This window comes from Pseudocitrobacter sp. CD920760 (assembly GCF_057782505.1).
The window spans coordinates 2,350,031-2,374,969 of sequence record NZ_CM173490.1 but is presented as its reverse complement, the minus strand read 5'-3'; the positions used below and the strand labels follow the sequence as shown (position 1 = coordinate 2,374,969).

The window sequence follows — 24,939 nt, the reverse complement described above, 5'->3', positions numbered from 1 at the left end:
GCTTACTCTGCCCACTCGATGCGGCCACGTCCATTGTTCTTCGCCCGATAGAGTGCCTCGTCCACCTTACGAATAAACGAATCCTGCGCCTCGCCCAAATCGCGTGAACCCACCCCAATACTGATGGAGAGCGGCTGATCGCCGTTGACCAGAATCGTTCTCGCATTTTCGAGCACCGATTGCGCAAAGAGATGCATGTCACTCGCCGAACGCCCCTCAACAATAATGGCGAACTCTTCCCCGCCGATGCGAGCAGGCATCACGCTATCGCTACTTAAATTCAGCAATTGTTTGCCCAGCGCAAACAACACTTCATCGCCGATCAGATGGCCCCAGGTATCGTTGATGCGTTTGAAAAAATCAATATCCAGAATAATCAGTGAGACCTGACGCCCCTCCTTTTCCCGAATAGTATCGATAAAAAAGCGGCGATTCGGTAATTGGGTCAATTCATCGCGCAGGGATTTAAAGCGCGCATCGACATACAACATATTTATACGCTGAATGATTTTATAGACACCGACCGCCGTCGCCAGCATTCCGGCCAGGCGCAACATGTCTTCACAATAGAATCCCATCCAGCGGGGTTGCTGAACAATTTCGTCCATCACATCGAACGTCATGCCCGCAATCCACAGTAGAAAACCATAGCGCACCCAACGCAATACGTCATGGGCAAGACGAACCCGCGTTGCGCTCCAGTACATAAAGATAAGGAATATCAGGCCAATACCATCAATATAGAGCCCAGGGTTACGCAGGATTTGCTGCGCATTACCCAGCGGCTTTCCCGTCAACACGGTTGCCACTACAACCAACACGAAAACGATCGCCACCCACCCCATTCGTCCTGGCTGAACGCCCGTTTTTTCCATCCTGTTTTCAGTCGGCATTAACGTACTCCTGATATCGCCTGCTGGCTTTACGGCAAAATGGTTATCGCAATTATAGGTAATCTGACGTTAATTCTAGCGGTCATTCACCCTGGAACATAGTGAAATGTATCAGAGCTGATATTGCCCGCCGACAATTATTCAATTATTGTAAATTTGCTTAATACCTTAATAAGAATAAGGATGTTCTTATGTGTACGAATTATTTAGTGATTGTCGCCGCAGCCGTGACCAGCTTTATTCTTGAGATGGACATTGATGTACACACTATCATGCAATGGTTTGATCCGTGGCTGGACGCGCTGCGTGTATGGGCGAGGTATAATAACCTGTTCATGCTGAAAGGATGATGCTGAAGGGATTATCGGGATGAGATCCTCATGGTGCTGAAACCGGGCAAGGCTGGCCGCAGAAGACCAGCCTTGCAATCCGTTAGAACCGATAGCCTGCTGAGAACATAAACACCCATGGGTCGAGACGCGTACTGACGCTTTGACGCTCACCGTTATGTTTGAATTTCACGTTGGTGTCGATATCCATATACCAGACGGACATATTCACCAGCCAGTCACGGTTAATTAAGTAGTCCATCCCCACCTGCCCTGCGGCACCCCAGGAATCATCAAGGCTAAGGTCTGAGAGCCCGGCTTCTTTACCCGTTTTGTTAAAATCGTTGTCAAAGAATGTGGTGTAGTTGATACCCGCACCAATGTACGGACGCAGTTTGCTACTGGAATCACCAAAGTACCATTGTGCCATTAAGGTTGGCGGTAAGTGGTGAACGGTGGCGATATCACCCGTTGGGCCAGTACCCACTTTATGACGGAACGGCGTAGCCGCCAGCAGTTCAATACCGATATTCTCGGTTGCCATATAGGTAAATGTCAGACCTAACTGTGTGTTATTGCTGACATTAAATCCACCAAGAGCACCGAGGACGTTGTCTGATCCTTCAGATGGACGCACCGTTGCGGAACCCGCACGAATGAAAAATTCGCCCGCGTCATGGGCCCATGCGCCACCAGAAAGCGTTGAAAGTGCTAAGGCTGCCACTGCTAATTTTTTCATACCCACTCCTTTTTTAGGGGTTTTATTAGTCGTGGCAAATATACCTACAAATGGTTAATCAGATCGCAACACAGATCACACCAAATGTTAAATTTTAACATTTGTTGATCTGGATTAATTTTTGCTTATTTAGTTGAGATGAAAGATACGTATCCACATCAATTTCATTGGTATTTTTCTGAAACGGGAATGTCCGGATCCCCACTTGCTCTCTTGCAAACGTCTGGATAATTTAGACGCGACAACTTTTGTTGATGCGTTTTTTTCAGGTGTGCTATGAGCGATTTGAATCCGTGCATGACGTGCGGGGCCTGTTGTGCGTATTTCCGCGTCTCTTTTTACTGGGCTGAAGCCAACGATGGCGGTGGCCTGGTGCCTGCGCAGCTTACCGAGCCCCTTACGCCTTTTTTACGTTGTATGATGGGTACCAACAGCAAACATCCGCGCTGTGGGTCACTTGAGGGAGAAATTGGCCGCAGGGTCAGCTGTGCTATCTACCCTAATCGCCCTTCGCCCTGTCGTGAATTTGCCATGTCGGGTGAAAATGACGAAGAGAATGAAGCCTGTAATCGCGCCCGGGCGCGCTACGGCTTACCTCCTCTTTACAAAGATATGCTTTTCCATACGAGTCTTGAGGCTGCAACGAGTGTATTAACTGCGGTACAATCAGCGGCTAATTAACACCTGTATAATCAAGGAGAGTGCATGTCTATCACGGCGCAGTCCGTATACCGTGACACGGGCAATTTTTTCCGTAATCAGTTTTTAACCATTTTGCTGATTGCGCTGCTGTGCGCATTTATCACCGTGGTGATTGGTCACGCCTTTACACCCAGCGATGAACAGCTTGCTCTCTTACGTCAGGGTGACAACCTCACCGGAAGCGTCGGTTTGTTTGATCTGGTACAAAACATGACGCCAGAGCAGCAGCAAATCCTGCTGCGTGCTTCAGCGGCATCAACGTTTTCTGGGCTGATTGGCAACGCCATTCTGGCCGGCGGCGTCATGCTGATGATTCAACTGGTTTCTGCCGGTCATCGCGTCAGCGCCCTGCGCGCCATTGGCGCAAGCGCGCCTATCCTGCCTAAACTGTTTATACTGATCTTCCTCACCACCTTTATGGTACAGATGGGCGTGATGCTGATCGTCGTGCCGGGCGTGTTGTTGGCCATTGTGCTGGCTTTCGCGCCTGTCATGTTAGTGCAGGATAAAATGGGTATCTTCGTATCGATGCGCAGCAGCATGAAACTGGCGTGGGCAAATATGCGCCTGGTGGCACCGGCGGTGATTGGCTGGCTGCTGGCGAAAACGCTGTTACTGGTGTTCGCACCGAACTTTGCCGTGCTGACGCCAAACGTTGGTGCGGTAGTGGTGAATACTATCAGCAACCTTATCTCTGCCGTGTTGCTGATTTATTTATTCCGCTTGTATATGCTTATTCGCAACTAATTTTCCTGCAGGCCCGATTGTCGTCGGGCCGCAACTGGAGTACGGAATCGAAGTATGAAGCAGTTTCTGGATTTTTTACCGCTGGTCGTCTTCTTCGCGTTTTATAAGATTTACGACATTTATGCCGCAACCTCTGCGCTGATTGTCGCAACCGCTATCGTGCTGATCTACAGCTGGGTACGCTACCGCAAAGTCGAAAAAATGGCGCTAATCACCTTTGTTCTGGTCGCGGTTTTCGGTGGCTTAACGCTCTTCTTCCACAACGATGAATTCATCAAGTGGAAAGTCACCGTGATTTACGCGCTGTTTGCCGGTGCGCTGCTGGTTAGCCAGTGGGTGATGAAAAAGCCGCTGATTCAGCGCATGCTGGGGAAAGAGCTAACGCTGCCTGCGTCGGTGTGGTCCAATCTGAATATCGCCTGGGCCGTGTTCTTTATTCTCTGCGGCCTGGCCAATATCTATATTGCGTTCTGGTTACCGCAAAACATTTGGGTCAACTTCAAGGTGTTTGGCCTGACGGCGATGACGCTTCTGTTCACTGTGCTGAGCGGCGTCTACATCTATCGCCATATGCCGCAGGAAGAGAAATAACAAGCAAACCACGCAAACCCTATATATCATGTAGTTAAGTGATATACAGGCGTTGCTTTTACGCTTTAGACACACAATGATGTACACATTTTTCATTGTGTGTCCCCCCTCCTTCATCTTTCTGCGCATTTTCTATACTTTCAGTTCGACTACTGGAGGTTTCCATGTGCGGACGTTTCTCTCAATCAATGACCCGTGAAGATTACCTGGCGTTAATCGCTGAAGATACTGAGCGTGACATCCCGTTCGACCCGGAACCCATTGGCCGCTGCCGCACTCCGTTACGATAATCAGCGCAGCTGCGGCACTCTTAGTTAGTCCTGCTGAGTAGCATTCGACTCTTCAGCCTCAAACTTACTCATCACATCAATTGCCTCTTCCTGCTTTTGATTCCAGATACTGTCCGATGGCATTTCTACGCGCACGGAAACGAACTGATCGGCAGGGATATCTACCGGCTCCCCCTCTTCGATTCCGTCTCGTTCATTTCTGGCGAATACTGGGGCGGTTGGATATGTGCGATGATAAGTTCTCACCAAAATGGAACCGTCCGCATTTACTTCATAATCGAGCCAAACCAGTGGTTGCTTGTTACGGTCTGTAGGTACATCAAAGCCACCATCGATACCGCCCCATGCGGCGTCAGAATTCAGCCCGGTGCATCCCTCAATCAAATATTCTCCAGTTCCCAGGCGTGTAACGATACAACCTTCTGATTCATCATTTAATTCATATGAGCCATCAGCAAATATTTGTACTATCGGAGACGCCGCTTTCAGCGTTCCATCGGAGGCTTTCGTGGTATTTGCGGTTGTGTATACCTGTGCCCACGTAGAATATGTGGAGCCGTCGATATTCTGTAACCATAATCTTGGTGTTCCAAAATAAGTTTGAGCCATTCTCGTTCGGTATGTTCCGGATACTGACATTACAAGATGTGCATAGCCGTAAACAGAATCAGGGTTAACATTCCCGCCAATTCCCTGACTGAAAAATCCAGTATAGGTATCAGCAGGTGGAGTTATGGTATTAGCACCCAATCCAAATGCGCCGACTTTCAATACCCGCCCCGATGATGTATCTGTCGAACTGGTTTGGGTGTCAGCAGTAGAGCTACTTCCTAAACTGAGGTTTGTGCGAGCATCTGCGGCTGTCTTTGCGCCGGTTCCCCCCTGGGCAATACTCAGTGCTGTAGTTAACCCTTTCAGCTCTGTGATATCGTTGTTTGCTCCTTTCCGGGCGAGGCCACCGATGGCTGGAATGCTGAGGCTGGTGCCGTTGATTGTCACAGTGACCAGTTGGTTCGCTGAGGTGCTGGCGAACGTCTCCCATGCTCCGATATTCTCGTCGTACTCGTTAATGAACTGCGACATACTCTGCGCCAGGCCATCGACTGAGAGACTGTCGGTAACGAGGATGCCGTACTTCTGTCCGCTCAGTGCCGGTGACGCAGCTGGGGTAACGGTTAACGATGTGCCGCTGTTGATAGCTGTAATCTGGAACATCTGAACCGGGTTAGAGAGCACAATAATGGTCTGGCTCACGCGAATCTGGCTCGCCGCTGCCGTCCAGTTCGTTCCGGTGCCGGTTGCGGTATTCCCGTTGATGCTGATGGTTCCGGTGTTATAAATCATATTTTCTCCAGGCATAAAAAAACCCCGCCGAAGCGAGGTTTTTGTTGTGGTTGCTGTGCCGGGTGCCTCCCGGTGAACTTCTAAGCCATAAAGTCCGCGTGCTCGTTTACTGTCTCATCAGAGATATTGTGGCTTCACGCCCATCCGCATAGGTGGATTCACAGCAAATTCGTGACGACTTTCGTGTGCTTATTTGTCGGGGCTGCCGCACGTGGTCGATATAAAGTTGTTTTTATTTACCCAGTGCCAGCCAAATGGATGGCCCGCGCGGTACTGCGTCTGGTTGTTTTGCTTACGGACACCATAAATCTGAACGGTGTTTTCCTGACCGCCAACGAGCGCAATTCCGGAACATACCGGCTGCTGCTTCTCAAGCACGCCGGAGCAACCAGCGAGTAAAGCAGCACCGGCCACACATAGAAGTAGCTTTTTCATATCAGAGGTATTCCTGGAAATTCATGAAGTTAAACAATAACAACATGAATCAAAGGGGGATAATTGATTCTATAGATCAATTACCTGATATTGATCGCTGAAAACGATCAATCGTAGTTGGCAAGGTTGAGCGCATATACCTGATTTCGCATGTTGTGATACTGGATGTTAGTAACGCCGCCTCCCGGCGAACCACCTGTTGATGCAATCGTTACCTGGGTAGACGAGCCGTTATAAAGCGTTGTAAAAAATAGCTGGGATTGAAATGGTCTCGTTCCCCCGGCAATAATTACCCCAGTGATCAACCCACACATTGACGGAAGAATTCCCCACTTCCCTGTTTTCGTCGCGTTTATATTATATCCGCCGGCTGTATCACTCCCGCTGGTTCCAAGCGATTCCACATCCGTTAAAACACGCGTTTCGTTTGTCAGAATACAAACTCCTTTTTCATCCCATATTGCGATCCCCCAATCTGGCAGGGATTGCGCAAAAATAGTGAAGAAATAGACATCCGCACTCCCATTGCTTCCCTCGGGGTATTGGAATGTCACGGTACAAGTAGTGCCGCTTATTGAATAACTGCTGACACATTTAACCGTTGTACAAACGAACGGAATAATTGGACGTCCTGAGGTAAAGGACTGTGTCACCGTTGTGGTCATTCCTGCTGGCAACGAAACTGTTTTCTTCGCAATAAGTGCCAGGGGAATTGATTGTGGGGTAATGAACGGCGCACCGTTGTCGGTCGTTAATAATGCGCCCCAGATATCAGCCATCAGGACGCCCTCAGATAAGCGATAATAAACCCCGCTACAGCCGGAAATGTATTCGCGCCAAAATCAGTATCCGCTAAAGCAGCAGCGATTGTTACCGTTCCTCCTGATACAGTAATTTTTCTGCGTTTTGTTGTGTAATTAGAGTCTGCACAGACCTGAAGAACTTCCATTACAAAGCCCGTCGGAATCGTATAAGTCGCACTCCCCGATTGCTGCCCGTTAGTTACAGAAAAGAATCCCAAAACGCTAATGGGAACCAACCCATAGTTATTAACTTTGCCGTTTGCGTCCCATGTTTGTATTCCCCAACTCATTAGAAGGTCCCCGTGATTTTACCAATTTGCACTCGCAACCGCGTTGCATCTTTGATGCTAATAGTGACGTTCGTTTGCTTCATCGCCCCAGAGCTATCACTACCGTAGTTCTGCATGGTTCCATCTTTGCCCCACCGCCAGCCAGCGCTACCAGAGACATAATTAGACGATTGGAGAGAGTCAGTAATTTTACCGAACTGGATACTTGCATCCCTGAAGTAGGCATCATTGATAAACGTCTGTCCGTTCTGAATGACGAACGGTAGCGTCGTCACGCCGCCTACAGCCGTTGTCACGGCAAAGCGGTCAGCCAGGAATACAACCTGCGACTGCATGCCGCTGGGCGTGTTCTCAACGCCGAACCCCATGCCCGCCGCGTAGTATTGCCCGTTGCTGGCCAGGCCAACTTTGATTGAGTACATTGCAGATATTTTTCCGTTCACATCTGCAATCGCATTAGCGTTCGTCGTGATGGATGAGGTATGTCCCCCTACTGTTGCAGTGATGGAGTTGATTTGTGTCGCCGTTGCCTGCTGGTAAGTCGATACCGTCTGGCTCAGGCTGTTAATCGAGGATTTATTACCGGCTACGTCTGTTTGCATACTTAACAGAGATTGAGCAGTGGCCTCCTTCTCATCGACGATAACCTGGTCGATGCGGTCCAGTTGCGCGCTGTTTCCGGCAACCGTGGCTGATAGCGTTTTCCGCGTGGCGACCTGCGCCAGGTTGCTTTGAATAATCGCAATGGCGGAGTTCTTCACCTGCCCGGTCACGCCGTCCATACTTAGCGCGATTTCATCGATTTTTACTCCAGCCTGCGCCAGCCCGTCAACGTTCTCCTGAATATCTTTGGCCTGCTGCTCAAGGTCATCAACGGCCTGTTTAATATCATCAGCCATGCCAGCGACTTTCTCGCTGGTATCTACGGCATTTTCCATCATGTCCTTAAATACCTCGGAGTCTTTCATATCCTCCAGGATGGAATCCGTGATATCACTAAAGTCATCCGTTGGCTTTCCAGAAGCCTCAACAAAATCAGAAACCCCGAACGCGTTGCGTGTCCGGACATAAACGTAATAGACGTGGTCAAACTTGAGCTTTTGAATGGTCCACTGGTTCCCCCTTCCGAGGAATTGAGTTTTGTTCTCAATATCATCGGTTAATGGGATTGGCGTCTCGCCAGCGTACCAGAACTCAAAAGAGGTATCTGATGTTGCCGTTACAGACATAACTGGCACCAGAGTGGCCTGTAATGGTCCGGGTATCCACTGAACGGAGTTAGGAGCCTTTGGAGCACCTATAATCAGACTTACCTGAGTTTCGGAACCTTTCATCCCGTTTTCATTTCGGCCACGCACACCCAGCGTATAGCTTCCTGCATTCAGGCCGTAAAACTCATATCGGAACTGATCAGTCTCATACTGAGCCACCACCTTCCCATCAGCACTGTACACGTACAGTTCAAACATCAGCTTTTTGGTAGTTGTAGCTGTTTCCCAGGTTGCAGTGACCTGAACAGTCTCAGAGTTGGTGTTAATGATGCGCAGATTTTCAATATTCGGTACGCGGTAGCCGTTAAGAGTATCACTGGGAATTTCAAACACAGCTCCCTCATCAACAATGGCCTGCTTGTTGGGATCATGCTGAGAAGCTGTGATGCTGTATGTAGAGTTGTTATCCGTCTCTGCAACACTCAATATGCGGAATAGTCTGGTGGCTACATTACTGGTAGATATAGCAAACACGGTTCCGTCGCGAACCCATACCGGTGCCGTTTTCAGCGTTACAACGTTACCTGAGACGCGTGCTATTTCGTATTTTACAAACTTACCATCACTACCCATTACCGACATTGCGTCACCATCAGCAATCAGCGAAGAGTCGACAGCATCAACAGTAATATTTGCGCCTGAGTGCGACATGATGCGCCCACCAAGCCGCGCACCGGCATAGTCATTGTCCATAATTTCGACAATATCGCCCGGAGTGAAGCGAATCGCGTCACGGGCCATTTGAAACGACAGACGACTGCTCTCGCGTTTCGCGGTTTCCAGTAACCACTTCCCGGCTCGCCATGCCTGCCCCCTGGACGTACACCCAAACGCTTCAAGGGTAGTTTCGTTGTAATTGCCACGAGCAATCATCTCGTCGTCAGAGACGTACTCCTTAACCTGCTCCCAGCCATTATCCGGATCGGTCCAGGACACTACAACGGCATTGTATTTCTCTGAACGCTTTACAGAGCTTCGTTTGAACTCGCCATTCACAACGTTGGCGTTCGTGATTGTCGCAATCGGATCCTGTGGCGCGTCCAGCATTACGGACAGGCGCAGGCCGTCCCACAGCGCAATGCCACGGAACATGCTCGCTATCTTGTCGAGAATGTCTCGCGCACTCGCCTGCTCTGTGATGTAGGCGTTGAGCGTCATGCGTGGCTCTTTTCCGCCATACCCATCATCTACAAGCTGATCGCAATATTGCGACAGAATGTAGAGTGCGCCATCGTCAACATCGATGTATCCGGCGCGTTTCGCCAGGCCAAATCGGGTGTTTTTCGCCAGCTCACGGAACAGCCACGCCGGATTGTTAGTCCATGCCTTTTTGAAGCCACCCGTCCACAGCCCTGAGTAAGTTCTGGCAATTGGATCGTAGTTATCCGGTACGTCAACGATCAGCCCGCGAAGATGATATGTGCGGCTCGGCGTGTCGGTGTACTGGTCACGGTCGATGACTGAGCCGGCAACAGCAGAGAACGGATAGCTCAGGTTGTCGTCGGTGATCTCGCTGTAGCTGTTCCAAACAGTCCCGTTTGACAGCAAATCGCTGCTGCTGTCAGGCGTAATGCGGCGAACGCGGATATCAAACGGTTTGGTGTCGGGGGCATCAATGACGTGCGCCTCAAGGTACTCGCCAGAGATTTTCCCTGTAATCGTCACCGTCTTCTCCATGACCCAGCCCGACGAGCCAGTTCTGGTCTCGATAACCATCGTTACAGAGGTGTTTTTCTGGTTACCCTTGGGGTCCTGCTCCATGAGCCCGGTGACGCCGATGTTAAAACGAACGCGGGTCACGTCCTGATCTGTCACGGTTCTAACCAGCGGGGTGTCGTAAGTGACCTCAGTGTTAACAATGGTCGTCGCTTCGATTGCAGAGAAGCCGTTGATTGGCTCCTGAGTCTCCGATCCAGGTCGCCAGGCAACACTAATGCCGTTCACGTTGACGTTACCGTTCGAGTCAGTGATAGGCGTCTTATTCAGCTTGAATGAAGACAGGTGCTCCTGATCCACCGGGCCCGCGATTGGCCCCTCAGATATCAGATCCAGTACCCGATAGAATTGTTTTGATTTGAGGTTATCGTCGAGTAATTTTGGGGTTGATGCTTTACCGCCACCTGAAGACATAGCGCCACCTTAGCTGATTGATTCTTCCCAGTCGGAATTATTAGATGTGTCGATCCCGAGACTTATTACGTTGCTGCCGACCTCCATCTCGCCGAGGAGTATGGGGACAGGATGCCCCTGTCCGACCCTGTTTTCTGCACTGGTAAACGAGTTATTCGTGAGGGTGTTTGTTTCGGCCGCTTCCGCTGAAGTTTTGCTTTTCATGTTCCGGGACATGTAGATGGAGTAAGCAACCGAGGCGGCAGACAGCACCAGTGAAGCAATGAGAACTATCGTACTGGTCTCAAGTCCCGCCCCCTCAACCACCGGGACAAACAGCACTACAGAGCCATCCTTCAGGCGCCGATCCATGTGCCACTGCACCGAAGACGTTTCAACATCCTCACCCGCCACTCGCATTCTTACTCTGGCGTTCAGGAATGCTTTTTTGAACTCATGATTCTGAGCAAGCAAAAGACGAATGCCCTGGGCAGGGGTATCAACGTTCAGCTCGACTTTGCGGAAATGTCGGCGTAAATGCCCTGCAAATTTAAAGATGAGCACTGTTCATGTCTCCATATGGAATGCATCTGCTTAACGTATGCGGGGCGCATTTGCTCTCTCCGGCTTAAATGCCCTGAGCAATCGTGGTGAAGAACCATGTTGTCATCGAGCAGAATCATTGCGTGGCCAGGGTCAGCTCCAGGGAATGGCTGCCTGATTATTACGTCACCTGGCAGCGCTTCTCCCGGCGATACCTGATTGAAGCCATTGCGCGACATGTTGTTCAGATAAAGGTTCTCCCCTCTCAACCACCAGCCATTCGTCCTTTCGAAGTCAGGGAGGTCGATGCCACACAGGTGATACGCATCACGGAATAGCGTGTAACAATCAGTCACTCCGTGCTCGAACCGCCTCCCCAAAAGGTAATCCACCGGCCTGAGCGTTCTGATTGTTCCGTTACAGGCCAGCACCCATGGAAGGCCCGATGCAACCTGGCATTTACGGTCGGCACCGGACAGGACCGGGCTGTTCATTGGGTGAGAGTGGAATACCGCAGTCACCTCTCCAGCCTCCTCGGCCGCCAGCCAGTCATCATCACTGATTCGGAAGTGATTTCCCGGCTCCGGGTGAACATTCCGACAGCGGAACAACTGCCCGCCATCCAGGATTAAGCCGCACACCTCATCCTGCGACGATGCCGCATAATCGAGTAATTCCTGCATCATGAAACCTTCTGAGAGCCGGGGAAGCTGCTGATTGGCATTGGTTCCGGTCGTGGATAACGGAAGCGGCAGCCGCTACGGCGGTGAGAGCACTTATCTTTCGCCGGGTCAGTGGTTGGATTGTCGCGCTCATCTGCAACCGGCGGCCCGTCATATCCGCACCCGACGCCGCGATACTGCCACTGGCAGACGTCGGCAAGGATGGTTCGCGCCGGGATGATAGCGTTGTCGCAGTCAATCGGTGTCGCCAGCGTGTAGGTCACCTGCTCGAACGTCTCTTCCGTCATCTCCTCAACAACGTAACGGGAAACCGCTTCCTGCGTCGGATCTGCGTCAGGGTTGCCATTGGGGAAGTTCACCGCGTCCAGGTATTTCACCGGAACCTGACGGCGGGTGATCACCACCCCAAGCATGTCGTCGAAGTCATGGTTTATGCCCGTCAGTAAACCCGTAACGTTCGCCACCGCCATTGACGGGCGGGCATATGTGCCTTCGTTCTTTGACTCGAATCCTTCCACTGCTATCGGGTACGCCTGATACTGATTCCCCTTCCAGATCACATTTCCGTAATATCCATTGGTGCCGGAATGAAACCGGATAAGGTCTCCGCCAAAGGGTTGCAGGTCGGCTTCGAACAGGTCGATAAACGCGCCTACTCCGGCGTCTACGCTGTCGATAATTAAATTTGCTGGTATGTCGCGCACGGCAAACTCCCATAAAAAAAGCCACCAAGTGGTGGCTACTGTCTGAATATCAGGATGTTGCTTACTGATAACCCTGGTTAACGTGTAAGCTCAGCCCGTCAGTGGTGGGACACTGGCGTAACCATCGAAGGGGGATGGCTGATTACCTCTGATAAAGGAAAAATAATGTCAGAATTTAAATTAAACGCTATTGACTTTATTTCTTTTGCGGTCGCTGGAAATACATTTAAATTAAAAGCTAATTTGATTGGCCCTAATGACCAATTTCATTCGGTAAACCTAGATATAGCGCCAGATGAGATAAAGAATAAAACCATCGGTGAGATTGAAAAACTTGCCATTCAAGCCTTGCGTTCAGCTTGAATTACGGCAATTTGATCTAATTTCGCAGTGATTTGATTATAAGCACAGGTGTGAGCGCTAATAACTTCTTCCATCTGTGCTTTCATTGAATCAACCATAGCCTCTAACTCTTCAACACGTTGTTCTAAAGTCATAACTGTCTCCCGCCTTTCGGCTTATCGTGGTACTTGTTCAAAAGTGGCCGTCAGTTCAAACAGCGGCCCGGTCTTTGTCATATTCCAGGAGCGGCAGACAAACAGCTTCCGCACTCCCGTATCGGATGGCGTCCAGTAGAACGATTCAACCGCACCTCTAGCCTTGAGGAATGCCTCTGCATCCTTCGCGGGGTTGCTGCTGCACGAGCCGCTGACGCCGCGAAAGGTGAGCGAGTATTTATCCATCAGTGGATTGATACCCTTCACCTGTCGCTGTTCGTAACTGTCGCCGAGCTTAACGACGGCTACGTTGGGTGTGCGTTCAACGCTGTAGCCCTTTTGCGGTGTCCATGTGAATGTTTCTGGCATTACTTACGCCTCCCTTGCAATAAACCACCGGGACGAGTGCTCTGGTCTACCATCATCTTCAGCATGTCGTTACTCCACGCTTTGCGCAGCCTTGCGATATCCTCACCGCCAATTCCTCCAGTGGTATTTATCGTCAGGTTCATTACGGGGTTGAATGAAGCACCACCACCTCCGCCCCCCAGCGCATCTTTGTTGCTGATCACCCGACCATTATCACCCGGTATCATGTACTGGCTACCATTGCTGGCCTGGAATATCTCTGGCTTACCCTTCTCGCCGACCCGATACAGAGATCCGGCATCGACCGGACCACCGTTATAACGCGCACCAGCAACGGCCATTCCTTTGGCTGCAAGTAGTGAGCCAGCATAAGCCGTTTGCCCTATAGCAGTGGCGCTCCCCATCGTTGCGATAGAAGCGCTCATTGCGGCAGGCGCCCACGCAGAAGCGGCTGCAGTAGCCTGAGCCATTGTCGATGCCAGTGATGCAGCAGCAGCGGCCTGCCCCATTAACTGGCTCTTGACCCACTCAATCCCCATTTGCACCAGACTACCGACAACGCTGTTGAGGATTGTCGTGCCGATGTTGGCGAAGGATTCTTGCAGGCTTTGCGTGCCGTTAATTAGCCCCGTAATCGCGCTGGTTGCCCCCCCATGCAAGGAGTCGATTGCAGAGCCAAGCATGTTGTTGATCTCGCTCTGCTGCTGCCATTCTTCCCACATGGCAGCCATACGCTTCTGGTGATACTGGTCTTCAATTCCTGCGCGGACAGCTTCGGCCTCTGCAATTTTTTGCGGGTAAAGCGCAACATATTCATCTAGCTGGGCCATCTGCTGTGCGTAGGTGTTATCCACTGCGGCGACTGGTGATACCTGCCCCTGTAGCCCGGTAAAGTTTTGCCCCGCCTGAGTGCGTTTCCTTTCCTCTTCTGCTGCGGCTTTGGTTGCCTGCTGTATTTTCCATATGGATTCCGCTTGCTGTTCAGCTTTTGCGATCTGCTCTGCTGATGCTTTGTTTCCAAGAGCAACTACAGCGTCGTATTTCGCCAATTCGAGAGAGCCATCGGCATAACCGGTGTTGAGACGATCTAGTGCGGCCTGTTGTCTTGAAAGTGACTCCATAGCCTCATCAGCAGCTTTAGTTCCCTCTTTTGTAGACTTGGTTACTGCTGAGTCAGCCTGCTGGAGGTCATATCGTTTTGCTGCTGCTTCTTCAATCTGCCTCATCTGATTTGAATGCGCATCCACCCCTGCATCAAGGGCTGCCTGCCTTGCCTCGGCTACAGCCCTTTCTTTTTTGTCGGTAATAGACAGCAGACTGTTTTGCTTTTCAAGGTTGGACAGGAGCTTATCTCCATCCTCGCTACGCATAACCATCAGACTGGAAGAGTTATATTTCTCCTTCGCTTTTGCTGCGAAGTTAATCATATCGCCGAGCTTGCCCATCATTCCGGCGGTGATACTTGCCTCTTCACCTTCTCTCTGGAGAAGCGGCAGGCCTTGTCGCATGGTGCCATTGAGTGTTGCCTGTCCAATATTAATGGCGTTCTGGGTCTGGCTTAATCTGTTTTGCGCTTTTTCAAGTTCGAAAGTAGCTATTGCAAGCCTATTTTGAGCACCAGACAATGCTTCTGCTGCCTCTCTCCCTCTTGTGGTGTTGCCATATCGTCCTATTTCGCGGTTATAGTTTTTTACCGCATATTCAGCGTCGTTAAATTCTTTCTGTGCGTCGGCTACCGCATCGCTTAGTTCTGGCAGATTCTGGCTCAACTTTCCAATGGTTGCTGCCAGTTCGGTATGAGCCATCGATTGAAATTTAGCACTCAAATCATTGACGCTATCAGCCAGATTGTTGGCATCATCTCTGGCTTCTTTTGTTACCTGCGACCAGTATACGACGGCGCTGGCTGCGAGCATGGCAACACCTGCTGGCCCGCCAATAAGTGATAACGCCCCACGAAGAATCCCAGCTCCAGTAGCTAACCCAGCCTGTGCCGCTTTATTTGCCGCCAGAGCGCGATTGTAATTATCAACAGCACCAGTTGCGGCTACGCGCGCGGCAGATAAGCGTTGCTCGGCAGCAGCAGCATTCGCCGCGCTAACCGCTGTCTGCTTCATCATCTCCGCAAGGCGGATCTCGTCCAGCGCCCGTTCTTTTGCGATAGCAGCTGCGCGGAGATCTGCGGCGGTTTTATTTGCAACGGCTTGCGCCGCCTGCATCTCTGCTGCCGACTGATTTCTTGCAGCAACTGCGGCCTTTACCTTCGCAGCAGTAGCCATTGTCAGTGCGCCAACATAACGGCTACCCATAACAGCGGCAGTGGCGGTAAGGATGGCACTTAGAGCGCCGATGTTCTCACTGACGCTGATCACGGCATCGTTGAAAATTGCTGTACCGGTTTTTACTGTGGAGTTTTCACCAAAGAACTTGGTGATGTTGTTCCCGGCAACCTGCAATGCCTGACTGATAATTGTCGTGGTGTTGGCAAACTCATTGCCGATCGTCACCCCTTGTGAAAGTAATCCGTTAACCACAACATCAGTAGTCAACTTCCCGGCGGCGGCCATCTGGCGTAACTCTCCAATACCAACGCCCATAGAGTCAGCAAGGGCAACCATCAACCTGGAACCCTGTTCAGCAACAGAGTTAAACTCCTCCCCTCTCAAAACTCCCGAGGCGATACCTTGCGATAGCTGAATGATTGCGTTCTCAGCCTCTTGAGCTGTAGCGCCAGATACAACAAAGCCCTGGTTGATAATAGTTGTTAGCTTAGCCAAATCCTCTGCTGAGGTATTATATTGCCTGGTTCCTCGCTCAAGTCTTGCATACAAAGTTGCCGTAGCATCAAGGCTGGATCTTGTTTGCTGCGTAATATTGAATACCCTCTCCGTCACATCCAGCAATTGCTCGTTCGGACGAATAGCGTTAGCCAGTTTGTTGTTGAGCGTAGTCCATGCGTCGGCGTATTGAGATACCTGTTGAACCGACAGGATAGCCATCAGAGAAGTGGCTACACGACTCAGGCTACCAAAGGATGATGTTAGCGATGAAGCGGCCTTATCAGCCCGCTTGAAACCACCTTCCATGCCGTCGGTTACGTCACGAACCTGTTTATCAGCACGCAGCAACTGTGCCGTATCGGCCTTAATCACATATTCAATATCGCCGACGTTCTGGGTCATTCTCTTTTCTCCAGGCAATAAAAAACCCCGCCGGAGCGAGGTCTTGTTAGTTAATTTTTACCTTAGAGTAGGCCGGCTTTTCTTCTTGCCTCTTCCAAGTATTCTTCATCAGTTTTTTCTGGGCCGAGATCCAATGGTTGCTGTCTTTGCCATTCCTTCAGCTTGTTGCTAAGCGCGTAGATGATTTTATCAAAATTCTTCTGATGCCTATGCGCTCCAGTCACGTTTACTCCAAGCTTAAGTGAAGAGTCGATACCAACAGTACACGACTTATCTCCATCGGCATTAACCACGATAGAGACATTTTCACCCCATGAAAAAAGTGAGATGCCCGCACTAACGGAAACTCTACGCAAAATGTCGTCTTTTTGCTTTATAGACATCCCGACCTCTGGAATTGCCTCAATCAGTTTTTCGTAAGCAATATCAGCCGGAAATGGAAATATCTGCTGTGTAGATTGACTGGCGAAACTCATATCCCTATCCCCATCAGTAAAAGATGGTCAAATCCTACCACCAGTTGACGGAATAATCAGCAGGGATCGGCGCAACGACAAAACCCGCAGTTAAGCGGGTTCGGATGTGCGCTTCAATCAGGCAGATTTGGTTGGAAGGTCGTTACGAATCTCTGGCTTCTTGTCGCAGGTAGTGCTGGAGAAATTGTTCTTTGATACCCACTGCCAGTTGAACGGATAGCCGGCGCGATACTGGGTCTGGTTGGCTACTTTGCGAACTCCGTAAATCTGCACGGTGGTATCTTGCCCGCCGAGCATTGCCACAGCCTCACAGATCGGTTCCTGTTTCTCCATGATTCCTGCGCAACCAGCGAGGAGTGCAACGCAGATCGCAATAATTGGTAGTTTTTTCATTCCTTTATCCCTCTACGCCATTTTAGGCATTATCCTATAGCCATAGACTAAATGAGTAAACGACAACCACCCCCTCAATCTTTGTGGTTTTCAAATGCTCTATCACCGATTTTCCGCGCCATTGCGGATCTCTGATGGCCGTCAGTTTTCTGGCGGCTTCTTTTTCTCAGTAAATACCCGGCAAATACATTTGCACCTCATCAGCAACGCGATCACGCGCTGCATGGAGTAGCTTTTTGCGTCCGCCAACTCCCCACCGGGCCATCTGGCTGGCGCACTGACTGATCGCTTTGGTTTCGGTGTTAATAACGTGGTCGATTTTGTTGAGACGGGACATGGCATCGAACCCGCGACGCATCAGCATTTGAAATGTCTCATAGACTTTGATTTCAAAAAGTGGATTGAGCCAGGCTGCATAGCGTATAGCGATAAGCTCAAGCCCCCAGGAACCCTGAAGTGGGCCACCCTTAATGGTCATAACCGATGCGATTTTCTTCGCATCGCTCAGGGCTTGCACGAACCGCCTTACTTGCTTGGTTTTGAGAAACTCACCTGGTCGCTGTGATTCAGTGGCTTTACCTTCAGCCACAGCCGCTGCATGGAGGTCATTGAGGTTGTAGCGCCCTTCATTGTCGACACGAACGGATACGCCGTTTACAGATACGGTAGGATAGTGCATGAGGTTTACCTATAGAAAGTGAGCCTGTCACACAGAGATAGCCGCCCCAGAGTACAACTAACTCTCAGGCTCGCTTTCTGTAGGCTCTAGGATTATAACGTGCGCGTGTGAAGCGCGTTGGTTTTATTGCGGATACAAAAAAGCCCCGCTATTGCGAGGCTGGTTGTGTTGCTTCGAAGGAGATTAATGCGGGCCGTTCCGTTGCGCGTCGATAGCCAGCATTTGCTCGGCCCAGTCCATAACCTCGTCGTATTTCTCCTGAGTCGGCACTCTGGCTTTCTCTTTCTGCGGGAACTTGGCATTCATGGCGGCGCGGAAGCTGGTCATTGTCATGTTCCAGGCATCAGACTCGCTCATGCCGAGGTGAGCAACAGCGGTGTAGACGAATGACCGTACATCGAATTTGTCACTGTATTCGCCTTTTTTTCCTTCGAAATCCTCCGGCGGCTGATCGCCCATTACGCCATGCAGAATCAGGTGGCGGGCAAGCTGGATAACATCCTCGATTGGGATAACCCCAGGCTTGAACAGCAGCCGTCCTTCTGCGTTCACCGAGTACGAACCAATCACCTCTGCAATATCACCCTCAGAGCAATTCCGTACTACGTTTGCCGCAGATGCTGCCATTTCAGCAAAGCATCGGGCATTGGCCGCCTTCAGGATTTGAGTATCGGAGATTCGGTGTTTCGGGTAATGCCCGGCATGAACCTTCACGAAAGCATCAACAATCTGTTCCGGCGACCCAATACGAGACATGGCGAGGAATGACGGGTTGAGGAATATCTCTTTGCCCCCAGAGCGGACAATGGCCTGGCCGATATCGGTTATTGCTTTCATGAAACCTCTCAAAAAAAATGGGGCCGAAGCCCCTGGTGTCAGGCTGCGTTGACAACAACCGTCGCAGTACCGGATGTGACGGTACCCGCCGTGGTGGATGACACCTGGCAGGTGTATGAGCCAGCATCACCAGCAATCACACTCGCTTTGGTGTACGTTGCGGATGTTGCACCTGAGATATCACTGCCGTTTTTCTGCCACTGGTAAGCCAGCGTAGAACCATCAGAAACCGTCGCGGCAACTGACAGGTTCAGCGCGTCACCTACGGTCAGTGTGCGGTTTTGCGGCTGAGTGGTAATGGTGATTACCGCGCCAACATCACGCACGTCAACCTGACCGGCACTGGACGCTTCGACAGACCAGGTGGCAACGTCGTCGTGCGGCGCCTCATCGCCCCATGATGTCACCATGAACGGCCCTTCGGTGATATCGTTCGGAGAGATGATTTTGAACCACACATACGGCTGGTTGCTGGTCTCTGCTGGCGGGTTGTAGACGTGACGCTTAAGCGCGTTCTGCGCATAAACATCCTCTTTGCGGGTCACACCGTCACCTGAGAACGAAATGTTCTTGTAGGTAACGAGGCTCTCCTGAGTAAATGCAGCGCTCATGTCGCCGGTCGCATCTGCGGTTTCCCACTCTGCATTTACTGTTTTGCCGCGCATCATGCCGAGTCGGCGGTAAGCGCTGGCGGTGGGTTGTACTTCAGGGCATCCAATCGCGTAATAAACGACGACGTCGCGCCCGGTAAAAGCGCCCGATTCACACGCCATAGTGATTTATCTCCGTGTTATCTGGAAATGATGGTTTGAAAGGAAATATCGAAGAGGTAACGCCCTTCTTCGGTCTGGATGGCGGTGATGCCGCCTATTGGCTGCATCGAAATGATGCATTCGGTTTTGTAGTCGTCGATCATCGCCTGGCGGATGGCGTCGGCGCGGTCTTCAACATGGTTAATATCGCTGTCGTTCTGACCTGACAGGAGGAGGATGCGGAAATAATCGCGGGTTATCGCTTCTTCTGGCTTGCCGCCACCGTTCTGCTGGATGACAAGGTATCTTTCCCCCTCGGTATTCTCCAACTCATTCCAGAATCGCTTCTGGACGCGATAACCAACATCAAAGCCATGCGACTGCAACCACGCTCTCAGCGCGTCATACACTTCGCTACGCGTCATACTTTGTATCCTTGCTTGATGATGGCCTTAATCTCGTTGAGGCCGTCACGCTCGAAGCCTTTGGTCAGGAACCCCGGTTCAGCATCAGGATCCCAATAATTGCCTTTCCCCGTTCCACCACCGAATTCTTTTCCGGCGCGAGTTCTGCCAAAATGTTCACGTGGCTGACCTTTTAGCTTCCCTGACATGCCATGAACGGCGGCAGCGTATGCAGCCGTGTACCCAACCTTTCCCTGCATCCCTCCAGATATAGGTTCAAGCTTTCTGTACTGGCTGTTGATGAGCGTGGAGGTGTCAATGGGAGTAAGTAGTGCTGCATGAGACGATCCTACAATCATGACCTCGGTCAGCACTCTTTCTGTGCGTGGCCCGGCAATTTCTGCCAGCACCTTGCGGGTGTTCATCTGAACACGCTTGATACCTTTAACGGGCATACCACCACCTGATTATTTGAATAAATGCAGCGCAGCAAGAAAAACCCAGGGCAAAACAAGCTAATCCAAGCGAGAACATAAATCACCTCACGTCATAACCTTATAATCCGGCTCCTCGCCGAATGGCGACATATCCCATTCCGTCACCGCCTTGATGACGTTTGCACCAGCTTTCAGCGGATCGGCCTGAGATGTTGTGTCACCTCTGGCGATATACCAGTCGCGCTTCGGCATGGTCGCATCGATGCCATTACGCTTCAGTTCAGTGAAGAAAATCAGGTTCGTGGTGAACTCTTTCCCGCTGGCATCTACAGCAACTTCATTGTTTGCTGTCCAGGTGCAGTCAATCAGGTAGGGAGTTCCGTTTGTCCAGGTGCTGTTCCAGTCGTCGTAGACGCGCGGGTAAACAGTGGCAACATTGGTATAACTCCATGCGGCTGTTTCAGACACCGTTATCCTCCCACCGGATCACCTCCGGATTCTCCGACGCAACCTTCCGGCACAGCAGATACCAGTCACCGTTACTTTTCACATAGCCGGTAACGCGCTTACCACTGTCGGTCATCACCCAGACCTTAACGAACGGCTCAGGCAATCGCTGCTTAACCGATACCCATGCCATTACTTACTCCCACACATACATCCACCTCGGCCAATCCAGATACCAGCAAACGCTGTATTGGTCGGGTCAGGAGGGATGAGGTCATTAGCACAGCCGTGTTTGTCAGCGCCACGCAACAGTGCCAGCGCCCCTTTCCATCGGTCGGAAAACGACTGGTATCGGAATGAACGCGATGCACCATTGGGTGCGGTCTGGGAGCTGATGTACTTATCGCCTTGCCCCAGACCCATCAGTGCAAGCAAATACATCTGGATTGCCAACGCCTTTGATGCCGGATAGTGAGAATCAAGGCATTCCTGAATGCTGTTAACATCATCCACTAACGACTGAAGCATGAAGTCAGGAAGATTTATTCCCTGGCTCTGCAAATACTCTTTGGCCTTCTCCAGCGTTACCATAGCTATTCCAGCCCTGATAATTTATTGAGTTGCAGATCGCAAAGCGCGCGAAGATGCTTCAGGAGAATCAGTCGTTCCACGCTCGACGAGTCTTTAACCAGTTCGGTGGTACTGGATATTGCCAAACTGATCTCATTGGTGACGCTCAACGATGAAATCTCAGCAAACTGCGTGTGCGGCAATGGTTGCTTCATATCTTCTGGGATCATGTTATGCACCTTATTAGCCCCGCCGGAGCGGGGCATAAAAAAACCGCTTTCGCGGCGGTTATTCAGCAGGGAACAGTTTTTCGAGTTCACCATCAGGCAACAATTCACCGAGCTTTTCAGCCCCGAGATTGCCTTTAAACTCGATACCCAGCTCCGTCATGCGCGCTGCGATAATCTCTTTTCGGGATTTCACATCCGTGCCAGCCTCTGGCGTCGCCGGTGTTAATGCCGCATCAGAGAGTTTCATAACATGAGGCTTTAGCGCAGGATGCAGTTTCTCAATTTCAACCACATCACCGACGTTCACTCCATGCCATGCTCTGGTTACCTGGTATTTAGCCATGCTGATCTCCTTATGCCAGATTGGCGGCGTAGACCACGCCGGACAGGCCTTCGCCGTCTTTCTTAATTTGCAGACCCTCAGCGCTCATAATCTGGAAATTATAATTCGACTGAGGCATTGGGCGCGGCAGAGGGACAACGCCGACAGCCATACCGACCAGCGGAGAAATCACGTCCTGACGACGCTCATAAGCGAGGAATTCATTACCGGAAAGCGCGTAGGTCATCTGGATAGACTTCGCAGGAATGAACTTGCTGATCGCATCCAAAACCGTGCCGCTCAGTAACGCATTGGTGCCGGTGTTAATGTCTACCAGGTATGGCTTCGCCATGTTGGCCCACACTTCCGGGCTAACCCACAGCTTGTCGTAAGCAGTTACTTTGTTGGTGCGAGCCGTCAGCCCAAACGGACCGGTCGGGCCGAAGAAGGCCAGCAACTGCGCCGGGGTTGCAGTGGTGAGGTCGATGTTGGCACCGCCAGCACCGCTACCAAGGTTGATTTTCTGAGTGTTGCGGTGGTTTTTCATGCCCTGAGCCGGCATGCCATCTACAACGATGCTGGCATCGCCATTCAGGTAGAAGTTGACGCGTTTTTTGTGGAATTTACGCATCTTGGCCGACTGCGATTCCAGAGCCAGATCGATACCGACGGTGCTGAGCCCTGCAGCATGACGCCAGTTAACGCCATAACCAGCAGTGAATACCGGAACAGGGTCGCCATCAGAGCCAAACTCGGTATGGTCGAAAGAGTAAGGCGCCTGACCGTCAATGCTGATAGAGACATCATCAGCGATATCGCCGGAGACGTTATACAGCTTTGCAGTTTTGCCGATTGGCAGAATGGTCTGCACACCCATCAGGTCATTGACGATTTCCATGCCAATTTCCTGATCGCGCATCTGGATAATCTGACGGTCAATTTCGGCCCAGAACTCGCGAGTAAAGCCACCGATAGCGTTCGCCGCCAACATCTCATGTGTCATGCGCGTGCGATACGCGTTGACCATCATGTCGTGCTGGGCGTTATAGATGTCACGGTTGGCCCAAAGCTCATTCCAGTGACCGCGCAGGCGGCCATTCGTAGCCAGTGTTTCAGCGGTAAAATACATTCTTATTCTCCTGATTAAGCGCCAGCATCTGCAGCGGCTACGGTACCGACGCGCATACGCACACTGATGAAATCGGTAGTGCTGGCTGCAATGGTCGCATCGTCTTGGCTATAGCCAATCACCGAATCGGTGTCTGCAGTAGCTTTGGTAAATTGCCCATTACTACCCAACTTGATTGGATCGTCTTTGGCATAAGTTCCCGCCACGCATAGCAGCGCCAACTCGCGACCCTCTTCTACGTAGTTACCCACGGCGGAGTCGCCAGCGGGCACTGCTTCAGTGATTTTCAGACCCTGATGATAGGCAACGTCGATGATGTAGAGACGTCCGGCGAGTTCAGTTGCCTGCGCAAACTCGTTATCGTCGTTGATGACAGCAGCGGTACCTGGCAGCAAGTCTGCTGCAGTGGCGCGGGTTTCGGTCTTGTACAGAGACTGACCGTCGATATTAACGCGGCGATAGCGAGCCATTACGCAGCACCTCCGAAATAGGTTTTAGGGTCCGGCGCGCCAGATTCATTCTGCTGCTGCGCGGAATTAGTACCCAGCGGTGCCGATTCACCGATGGTTTTAAACATTGCGTCCAGCGCTTCGCCTGACAGTGCGTTAGCCACGATATCGCCATGGACCTTTGCTACAGCATCACGCTTTGCTTTCTCTTCAGCGCGGGAGTTTGCAGTTAGCGTTTCAGTGAGCTTGTCCTGATTGGCCTGTAGGCCGGTGATCGCATCCTTAATCGGGTTCAGGGCTTCGGCGAAGTTTGCGGCCAGGCCTTTACCGATTTCGCTGATCAGCTCTTGTTTCTCTTCAGTGGTTAAAGGCATGTCGCCCTCCGTTTTGTGGTTTGGTGCAGGCTGTTCCTGCGGTGTGAAAAAAGATTTGAGTTTGTTGACGACAGCAACCCATGAACTCTGGCGCTGAACCTCTGTCCCGGTATCATCAAAGACAATCTTTCCGCCTTCAGACTTGTATCCGTAAACCTTCGGCTCGCCATTGTTGAGGATGATTACCGCTTGCGAGTCAGTGAAGTCAGCCACCCAGGCGTATTCTTTCTCGCCAGGAGCGAATTTATCTTTCGCTGCCTTCTCCAGCCTCCGCTCACGCTCGCGATAGGTTTCCCCCACCAGAGCGCCGGAATTAGCTTTCAGTGGAGTGGCAAGATCAGCATTTACCATCATCCCTACCCCCTGTTCTGGCGTAGCTGCGCCAACCTCATCCAGAAGGATGGCGTCATGGTCCATCGCGTGAATTTTCGCAACCCATGAAGCCCCCTGAGCTTTCTGCTCATCGTTCGCTTCAAGCTCCTCCAGGAATACGGCAACGCTGGTATGGATTGGTGGAACATCCTCGCCTTTATCCAGCGCTTCAAGACGCTCAAGGAGGCGCTTTCCGTCATCCGTGCGCTTTGCCACTTCTGTATCGATCCACTTCTCGACGTAGACGCGGTTGCCGGACTTCTTGACGTTTTTGTTCCATGCCCCTACATAACCCACATTCAGCCCCTCAGGACTAAAAGCAGAAACAAACTGACCGTTGACCTGTGGATGTCCAAGCGGTGCCAGTGTCCCCTCCAGGCCACTGTAGTGCTGGTCAATCTCACTGGCCGGATACAGACCGCCGTTCATGACCACGTTCGCCGGAAGGGTGTAGGAAGGAACAACCCAGTGCTCGCGTCCGTTGTGCTGTTCGCGCCGGATGGCCTTACTGTTCACCTTCGAGGTGACATTAACTTGCATTGGCATG

General features: G+C 51.2%; 33 protein-coding genes and 1 pseudogene. 6 read left to right on the top strand and 28 right to left on the bottom strand.

Translation table 11 applies throughout. The annotated features are described in order from the left end of the window. Nucleotides 1-2 precede the first annotated feature (2 nt). The gene (locus AC1MKH_RS11215; protein ID WP_276224298.1) at nucleotides 3-845 is read right to left on the bottom strand and encodes a GGDEF domain-containing protein; all 843 of its coding nucleotides are present in this window, start codon (nucleotides 843-845) and stop codon (nucleotides 3-5) included. A gap of 239 nt (nucleotides 846-1,084) precedes the next feature. Between AC1MKH_RS11215 and AC1MKH_RS11210 the strand changes: the two genes are divergently transcribed. Then, the gene (locus AC1MKH_RS11210) at nucleotides 1,085-1,243 is read left to right on the top strand and encodes a hypothetical protein (protein WP_276224290.1); all 159 of its coding nucleotides are present in this window, start codon (nucleotides 1,085-1,087) and stop codon (nucleotides 1,241-1,243) included. Nucleotides 1,244-1,325: 82 nt separating this feature from the next. Here the strand turns inward: AC1MKH_RS11210 and ompW are convergent, their stop codons facing one another. Continuing rightward, nucleotides 1,326-1,961, bottom strand: coding sequence for an outer membrane protein OmpW (gene ompW, locus AC1MKH_RS11205; RefSeq protein ID WP_108475630.1), 636 nt, complete (start codon nucleotides 1,959-1,961; stop codon nucleotides 1,326-1,328). A gap of 276 nt (nucleotides 1,962-2,237) precedes the next feature. Between ompW and AC1MKH_RS11200 the strand changes: the two genes are divergently transcribed. The 4 genes and pseudogenes from AC1MKH_RS11200 to AC1MKH_RS11185 form a co-directional block, all read left to right on the top strand. Then, nucleotides 2,238-2,642: a YkgJ family cysteine cluster protein gene (locus AC1MKH_RS11200; protein WP_276224294.1), complete on the top strand. Its 405-nt coding sequence runs from the start codon at nucleotides 2,238-2,240 to the stop codon at nucleotides 2,640-2,642. 24 nt (nucleotides 2,643-2,666) lie between these two features. Further along, nucleotides 2,667-3,410: a YciC family protein gene (locus AC1MKH_RS11195; protein WP_276224296.1), complete on the top strand. Its 744-nt coding sequence runs from the start codon at nucleotides 2,667-2,669 to the stop codon at nucleotides 3,408-3,410. Nucleotides 3,411-3,464: 54 nt separating this feature from the next. Then, entirely contained in the window at nucleotides 3,465-4,001 is a 537-nt protein-coding gene (locus AC1MKH_RS11190) for a septation protein A (protein ID WP_015964669.1), read from the top strand. A 164-nt stretch (nucleotides 4,002-4,165) separates the two neighbouring features. After that, nucleotides 4,166-4,270: pseudogene (locus AC1MKH_RS11185) on the top strand (SOS response-associated peptidase); the annotation flags it as partial. A 45-nt stretch (nucleotides 4,271-4,315) separates the two neighbouring features. Here AC1MKH_RS11185 and AC1MKH_RS11180 read toward each other — a convergent pair. The 8 genes from AC1MKH_RS11180 to AC1MKH_RS11145 form a co-directional block, all read right to left on the bottom strand. After that, a complete protein-coding gene (locus tag AC1MKH_RS11180) occupies nucleotides 4,316-5,635 on the bottom strand; it encodes a phage tail fiber protein (protein WP_488452116.1) in 1,320 nt (439 codons plus the stop codon). Between the two features lie 189 nt (nucleotides 5,636-5,824). After that, nucleotides 5,825-6,070: a phage exclusion lipoprotein Cor gene (cor, locus tag AC1MKH_RS11175; RefSeq protein WP_253897089.1), complete on the bottom strand. Its 246-nt coding sequence runs from the start codon at nucleotides 6,068-6,070 to the stop codon at nucleotides 5,825-5,827. A gap of 107 nt (nucleotides 6,071-6,177) precedes the next feature. Next, on the bottom strand, nucleotides 6,178-6,849 hold the full coding sequence (locus AC1MKH_RS11170) for a hypothetical protein (RefSeq protein ID WP_327621938.1): 672 nt from the start codon (nucleotides 6,847-6,849) through the stop codon (nucleotides 6,178-6,180). Further along, nucleotides 6,849-7,163, bottom strand: coding sequence for a hypothetical protein (locus AC1MKH_RS11165; RefSeq protein WP_327621939.1), 315 nt, complete (start codon nucleotides 7,161-7,163; stop codon nucleotides 6,849-6,851). Before AC1MKH_RS11165 ends, AC1MKH_RS11170 begins: the two co-directional genes overlap by 1 nt. Continuing rightward, nucleotides 7,163-10,564, bottom strand: a complete 3,402-nt coding sequence (locus tag AC1MKH_RS11160) for a TipJ family phage tail tip protein (protein ID WP_327621940.1) — start codon at nucleotides 10,562-10,564, stop codon at nucleotides 7,163-7,165. Before AC1MKH_RS11160 ends, AC1MKH_RS11165 begins: the two co-directional genes overlap by 1 nt. A gap of 9 nt (nucleotides 10,565-10,573) precedes the next feature. Next, nucleotides 10,574-11,107: a tail assembly protein gene (locus tag AC1MKH_RS11155; protein WP_017385011.1), complete on the bottom strand. Its 534-nt coding sequence runs from the start codon at nucleotides 11,105-11,107 to the stop codon at nucleotides 10,574-10,576. After that, entirely contained in the window at nucleotides 11,050-11,769 is a 720-nt protein-coding gene (locus tag AC1MKH_RS11150) for a C40 family peptidase (RefSeq protein WP_276224456.1), read from the bottom strand. Before AC1MKH_RS11150 ends, AC1MKH_RS11155 begins: the two co-directional genes overlap by 58 nt. Further along, entirely contained in the window at nucleotides 11,769-12,473 is a 705-nt protein-coding gene (locus AC1MKH_RS11145; protein ID WP_031608852.1) for a phage minor tail protein L, read from the bottom strand. Before AC1MKH_RS11145 ends, AC1MKH_RS11150 begins: the two co-directional genes overlap by 1 nt. Nucleotides 12,474-12,638: 165 nt before the next feature. Here AC1MKH_RS11145 and AC1MKH_RS11140 point away from each other — a divergent pair, with 165 nt between their 5' ends. Beyond that, the gene (locus tag AC1MKH_RS11140) at nucleotides 12,639-12,836 is read left to right on the top strand and encodes a hypothetical protein (RefSeq protein WP_126497183.1); all 198 of its coding nucleotides are present in this window, start codon (nucleotides 12,639-12,641) and stop codon (nucleotides 12,834-12,836) included. Here the strand turns inward: AC1MKH_RS11140 and AC1MKH_RS11135 are convergent. From AC1MKH_RS11135 to AC1MKH_RS11050, 18 genes are all read right to left on the bottom strand, one after another. Continuing rightward, nucleotides 12,815-12,970, bottom strand: coding sequence for a hypothetical protein (locus AC1MKH_RS11135; RefSeq protein WP_022651023.1), 156 nt, complete (start codon nucleotides 12,968-12,970; stop codon nucleotides 12,815-12,817). The genes AC1MKH_RS11140 and AC1MKH_RS11135 overlap by 22 nt on opposite strands. Before the next feature lie 21 nt (nucleotides 12,971-12,991). After that, entirely contained in the window at nucleotides 12,992-13,339 is a 348-nt protein-coding gene (locus AC1MKH_RS11130) for a phage tail protein (RefSeq protein WP_126497182.1), read from the bottom strand. Next, the gene (locus tag AC1MKH_RS11125; RefSeq protein WP_160859255.1) at nucleotides 13,339-16,521 is read right to left on the bottom strand and encodes a tape measure protein; all 3,183 of its coding nucleotides are present in this window, start codon (nucleotides 16,519-16,521) and stop codon (nucleotides 13,339-13,341) included. Before AC1MKH_RS11125 ends, AC1MKH_RS11130 begins: the two co-directional genes overlap by 1 nt. Before the next feature lie 62 nt (nucleotides 16,522-16,583). Beyond that, nucleotides 16,584-16,997, bottom strand: a complete 414-nt coding sequence (locus tag AC1MKH_RS11120) for a hypothetical protein (RefSeq protein WP_049126368.1) — start codon at nucleotides 16,995-16,997, stop codon at nucleotides 16,584-16,586. Nucleotides 16,998-17,114: 117 nt separating this feature from the next. Next, on the bottom strand, nucleotides 17,115-17,390 hold the full coding sequence (cor, locus tag AC1MKH_RS11115; RefSeq protein ID WP_047359531.1) for a phage exclusion lipoprotein Cor: 276 nt from the start codon (nucleotides 17,388-17,390) through the stop codon (nucleotides 17,115-17,117). Between the two features lie 166 nt (nucleotides 17,391-17,556). Next, nucleotides 17,557-18,069 (bottom strand): KilA-N domain-containing protein, encoded by a 513-nt coding sequence (locus AC1MKH_RS11110; protein WP_022651118.1) that lies wholly within the window; start codon nucleotides 18,067-18,069, stop codon nucleotides 17,557-17,559. Between the two features lie 183 nt (nucleotides 18,070-18,252). Further along, nucleotides 18,253-18,906, bottom strand: a complete 654-nt coding sequence (locus AC1MKH_RS11105) for a DUF6246 family protein (RefSeq protein WP_049126362.1) — start codon at nucleotides 18,904-18,906, stop codon at nucleotides 18,253-18,255. A 38-nt stretch (nucleotides 18,907-18,944) separates the two neighbouring features. Continuing rightward, nucleotides 18,945-19,679 carry a phage tail tube protein gene (locus AC1MKH_RS11100; protein ID WP_022651017.1) on the bottom strand — a complete coding sequence of 245 codons (735 nt, stop codon included), beginning with the start codon at nucleotides 19,677-19,679 and terminating at the stop codon, nucleotides 18,945-18,947. Nucleotides 19,680-19,696: 17 nt separating this feature from the next. Continuing rightward, nucleotides 19,697-20,083: a phage tail termination protein gene (locus AC1MKH_RS11095; protein WP_042889546.1), complete on the bottom strand. Its 387-nt coding sequence runs from the start codon at nucleotides 20,081-20,083 to the stop codon at nucleotides 19,697-19,699. Next, nucleotides 20,080-20,517 (bottom strand): hypothetical protein, encoded by a 438-nt coding sequence (locus tag AC1MKH_RS11090; RefSeq protein ID WP_058679056.1) that lies wholly within the window; start codon nucleotides 20,515-20,517, stop codon nucleotides 20,080-20,082. The genes AC1MKH_RS11095 and AC1MKH_RS11090 overlap by 4 nt, the downstream gene beginning before the upstream one ends. 87 nt (nucleotides 20,518-20,604) lie before the next feature. Beyond that, complete coding sequence (locus AC1MKH_RS11085; RefSeq protein WP_246978538.1) at nucleotides 20,605-20,967, bottom strand: hypothetical protein; 363 nt, start codon at nucleotides 20,965-20,967, stop codon at nucleotides 20,605-20,607. Further along, nucleotides 20,960-21,139: a hypothetical protein gene (locus tag AC1MKH_RS11080; RefSeq protein WP_063850913.1), complete on the bottom strand. Its 180-nt coding sequence runs from the start codon at nucleotides 21,137-21,139 to the stop codon at nucleotides 20,960-20,962. The genes AC1MKH_RS11085 and AC1MKH_RS11080 overlap by 8 nt, the downstream gene beginning before the upstream one ends. Beyond that, on the bottom strand, nucleotides 21,139-21,537 hold the full coding sequence (locus AC1MKH_RS11075; protein ID WP_198447782.1) for a DUF7370 family protein: 399 nt from the start codon (nucleotides 21,535-21,537) through the stop codon (nucleotides 21,139-21,141). The genes AC1MKH_RS11080 and AC1MKH_RS11075 overlap by 1 nt, the downstream gene beginning before the upstream one ends. A gap of 2 nt (nucleotides 21,538-21,539) precedes the next feature. Further along, complete coding sequence (locus AC1MKH_RS11070) at nucleotides 21,540-21,746, bottom strand: hypothetical protein (RefSeq protein ID WP_198447781.1); 207 nt, start codon at nucleotides 21,744-21,746, stop codon at nucleotides 21,540-21,542. Between the two features lie 58 nt (nucleotides 21,747-21,804). Then, nucleotides 21,805-22,089: a hypothetical protein gene (locus AC1MKH_RS11065; protein WP_327621941.1), complete on the bottom strand. Its 285-nt coding sequence runs from the start codon at nucleotides 22,087-22,089 to the stop codon at nucleotides 21,805-21,807. A gap of 10 nt (nucleotides 22,090-22,099) precedes the next feature. Next, nucleotides 22,100-23,197, bottom strand: coding sequence for a major capsid protein (locus AC1MKH_RS11060; RefSeq protein WP_100148700.1), 1,098 nt, complete (start codon nucleotides 23,195-23,197; stop codon nucleotides 22,100-22,102). A gap of 14 nt (nucleotides 23,198-23,211) precedes the next feature. Next, the gene (locus AC1MKH_RS11055; protein WP_276224420.1) at nucleotides 23,212-23,667 is read right to left on the bottom strand and encodes a gp53 minor capsid family protein; all 456 of its coding nucleotides are present in this window, start codon (nucleotides 23,665-23,667) and stop codon (nucleotides 23,212-23,214) included. Further along, nucleotides 23,667-24,938 carry a hypothetical protein gene (locus AC1MKH_RS11050; protein WP_276224418.1) on the bottom strand — a complete coding sequence of 424 codons (1,272 nt, stop codon included), beginning with the start codon at nucleotides 24,936-24,938 and terminating at the stop codon, nucleotides 23,667-23,669. Before AC1MKH_RS11050 ends, AC1MKH_RS11055 begins: the two co-directional genes overlap by 1 nt. Nucleotide 24,939 lies beyond the last annotated feature (1 nt).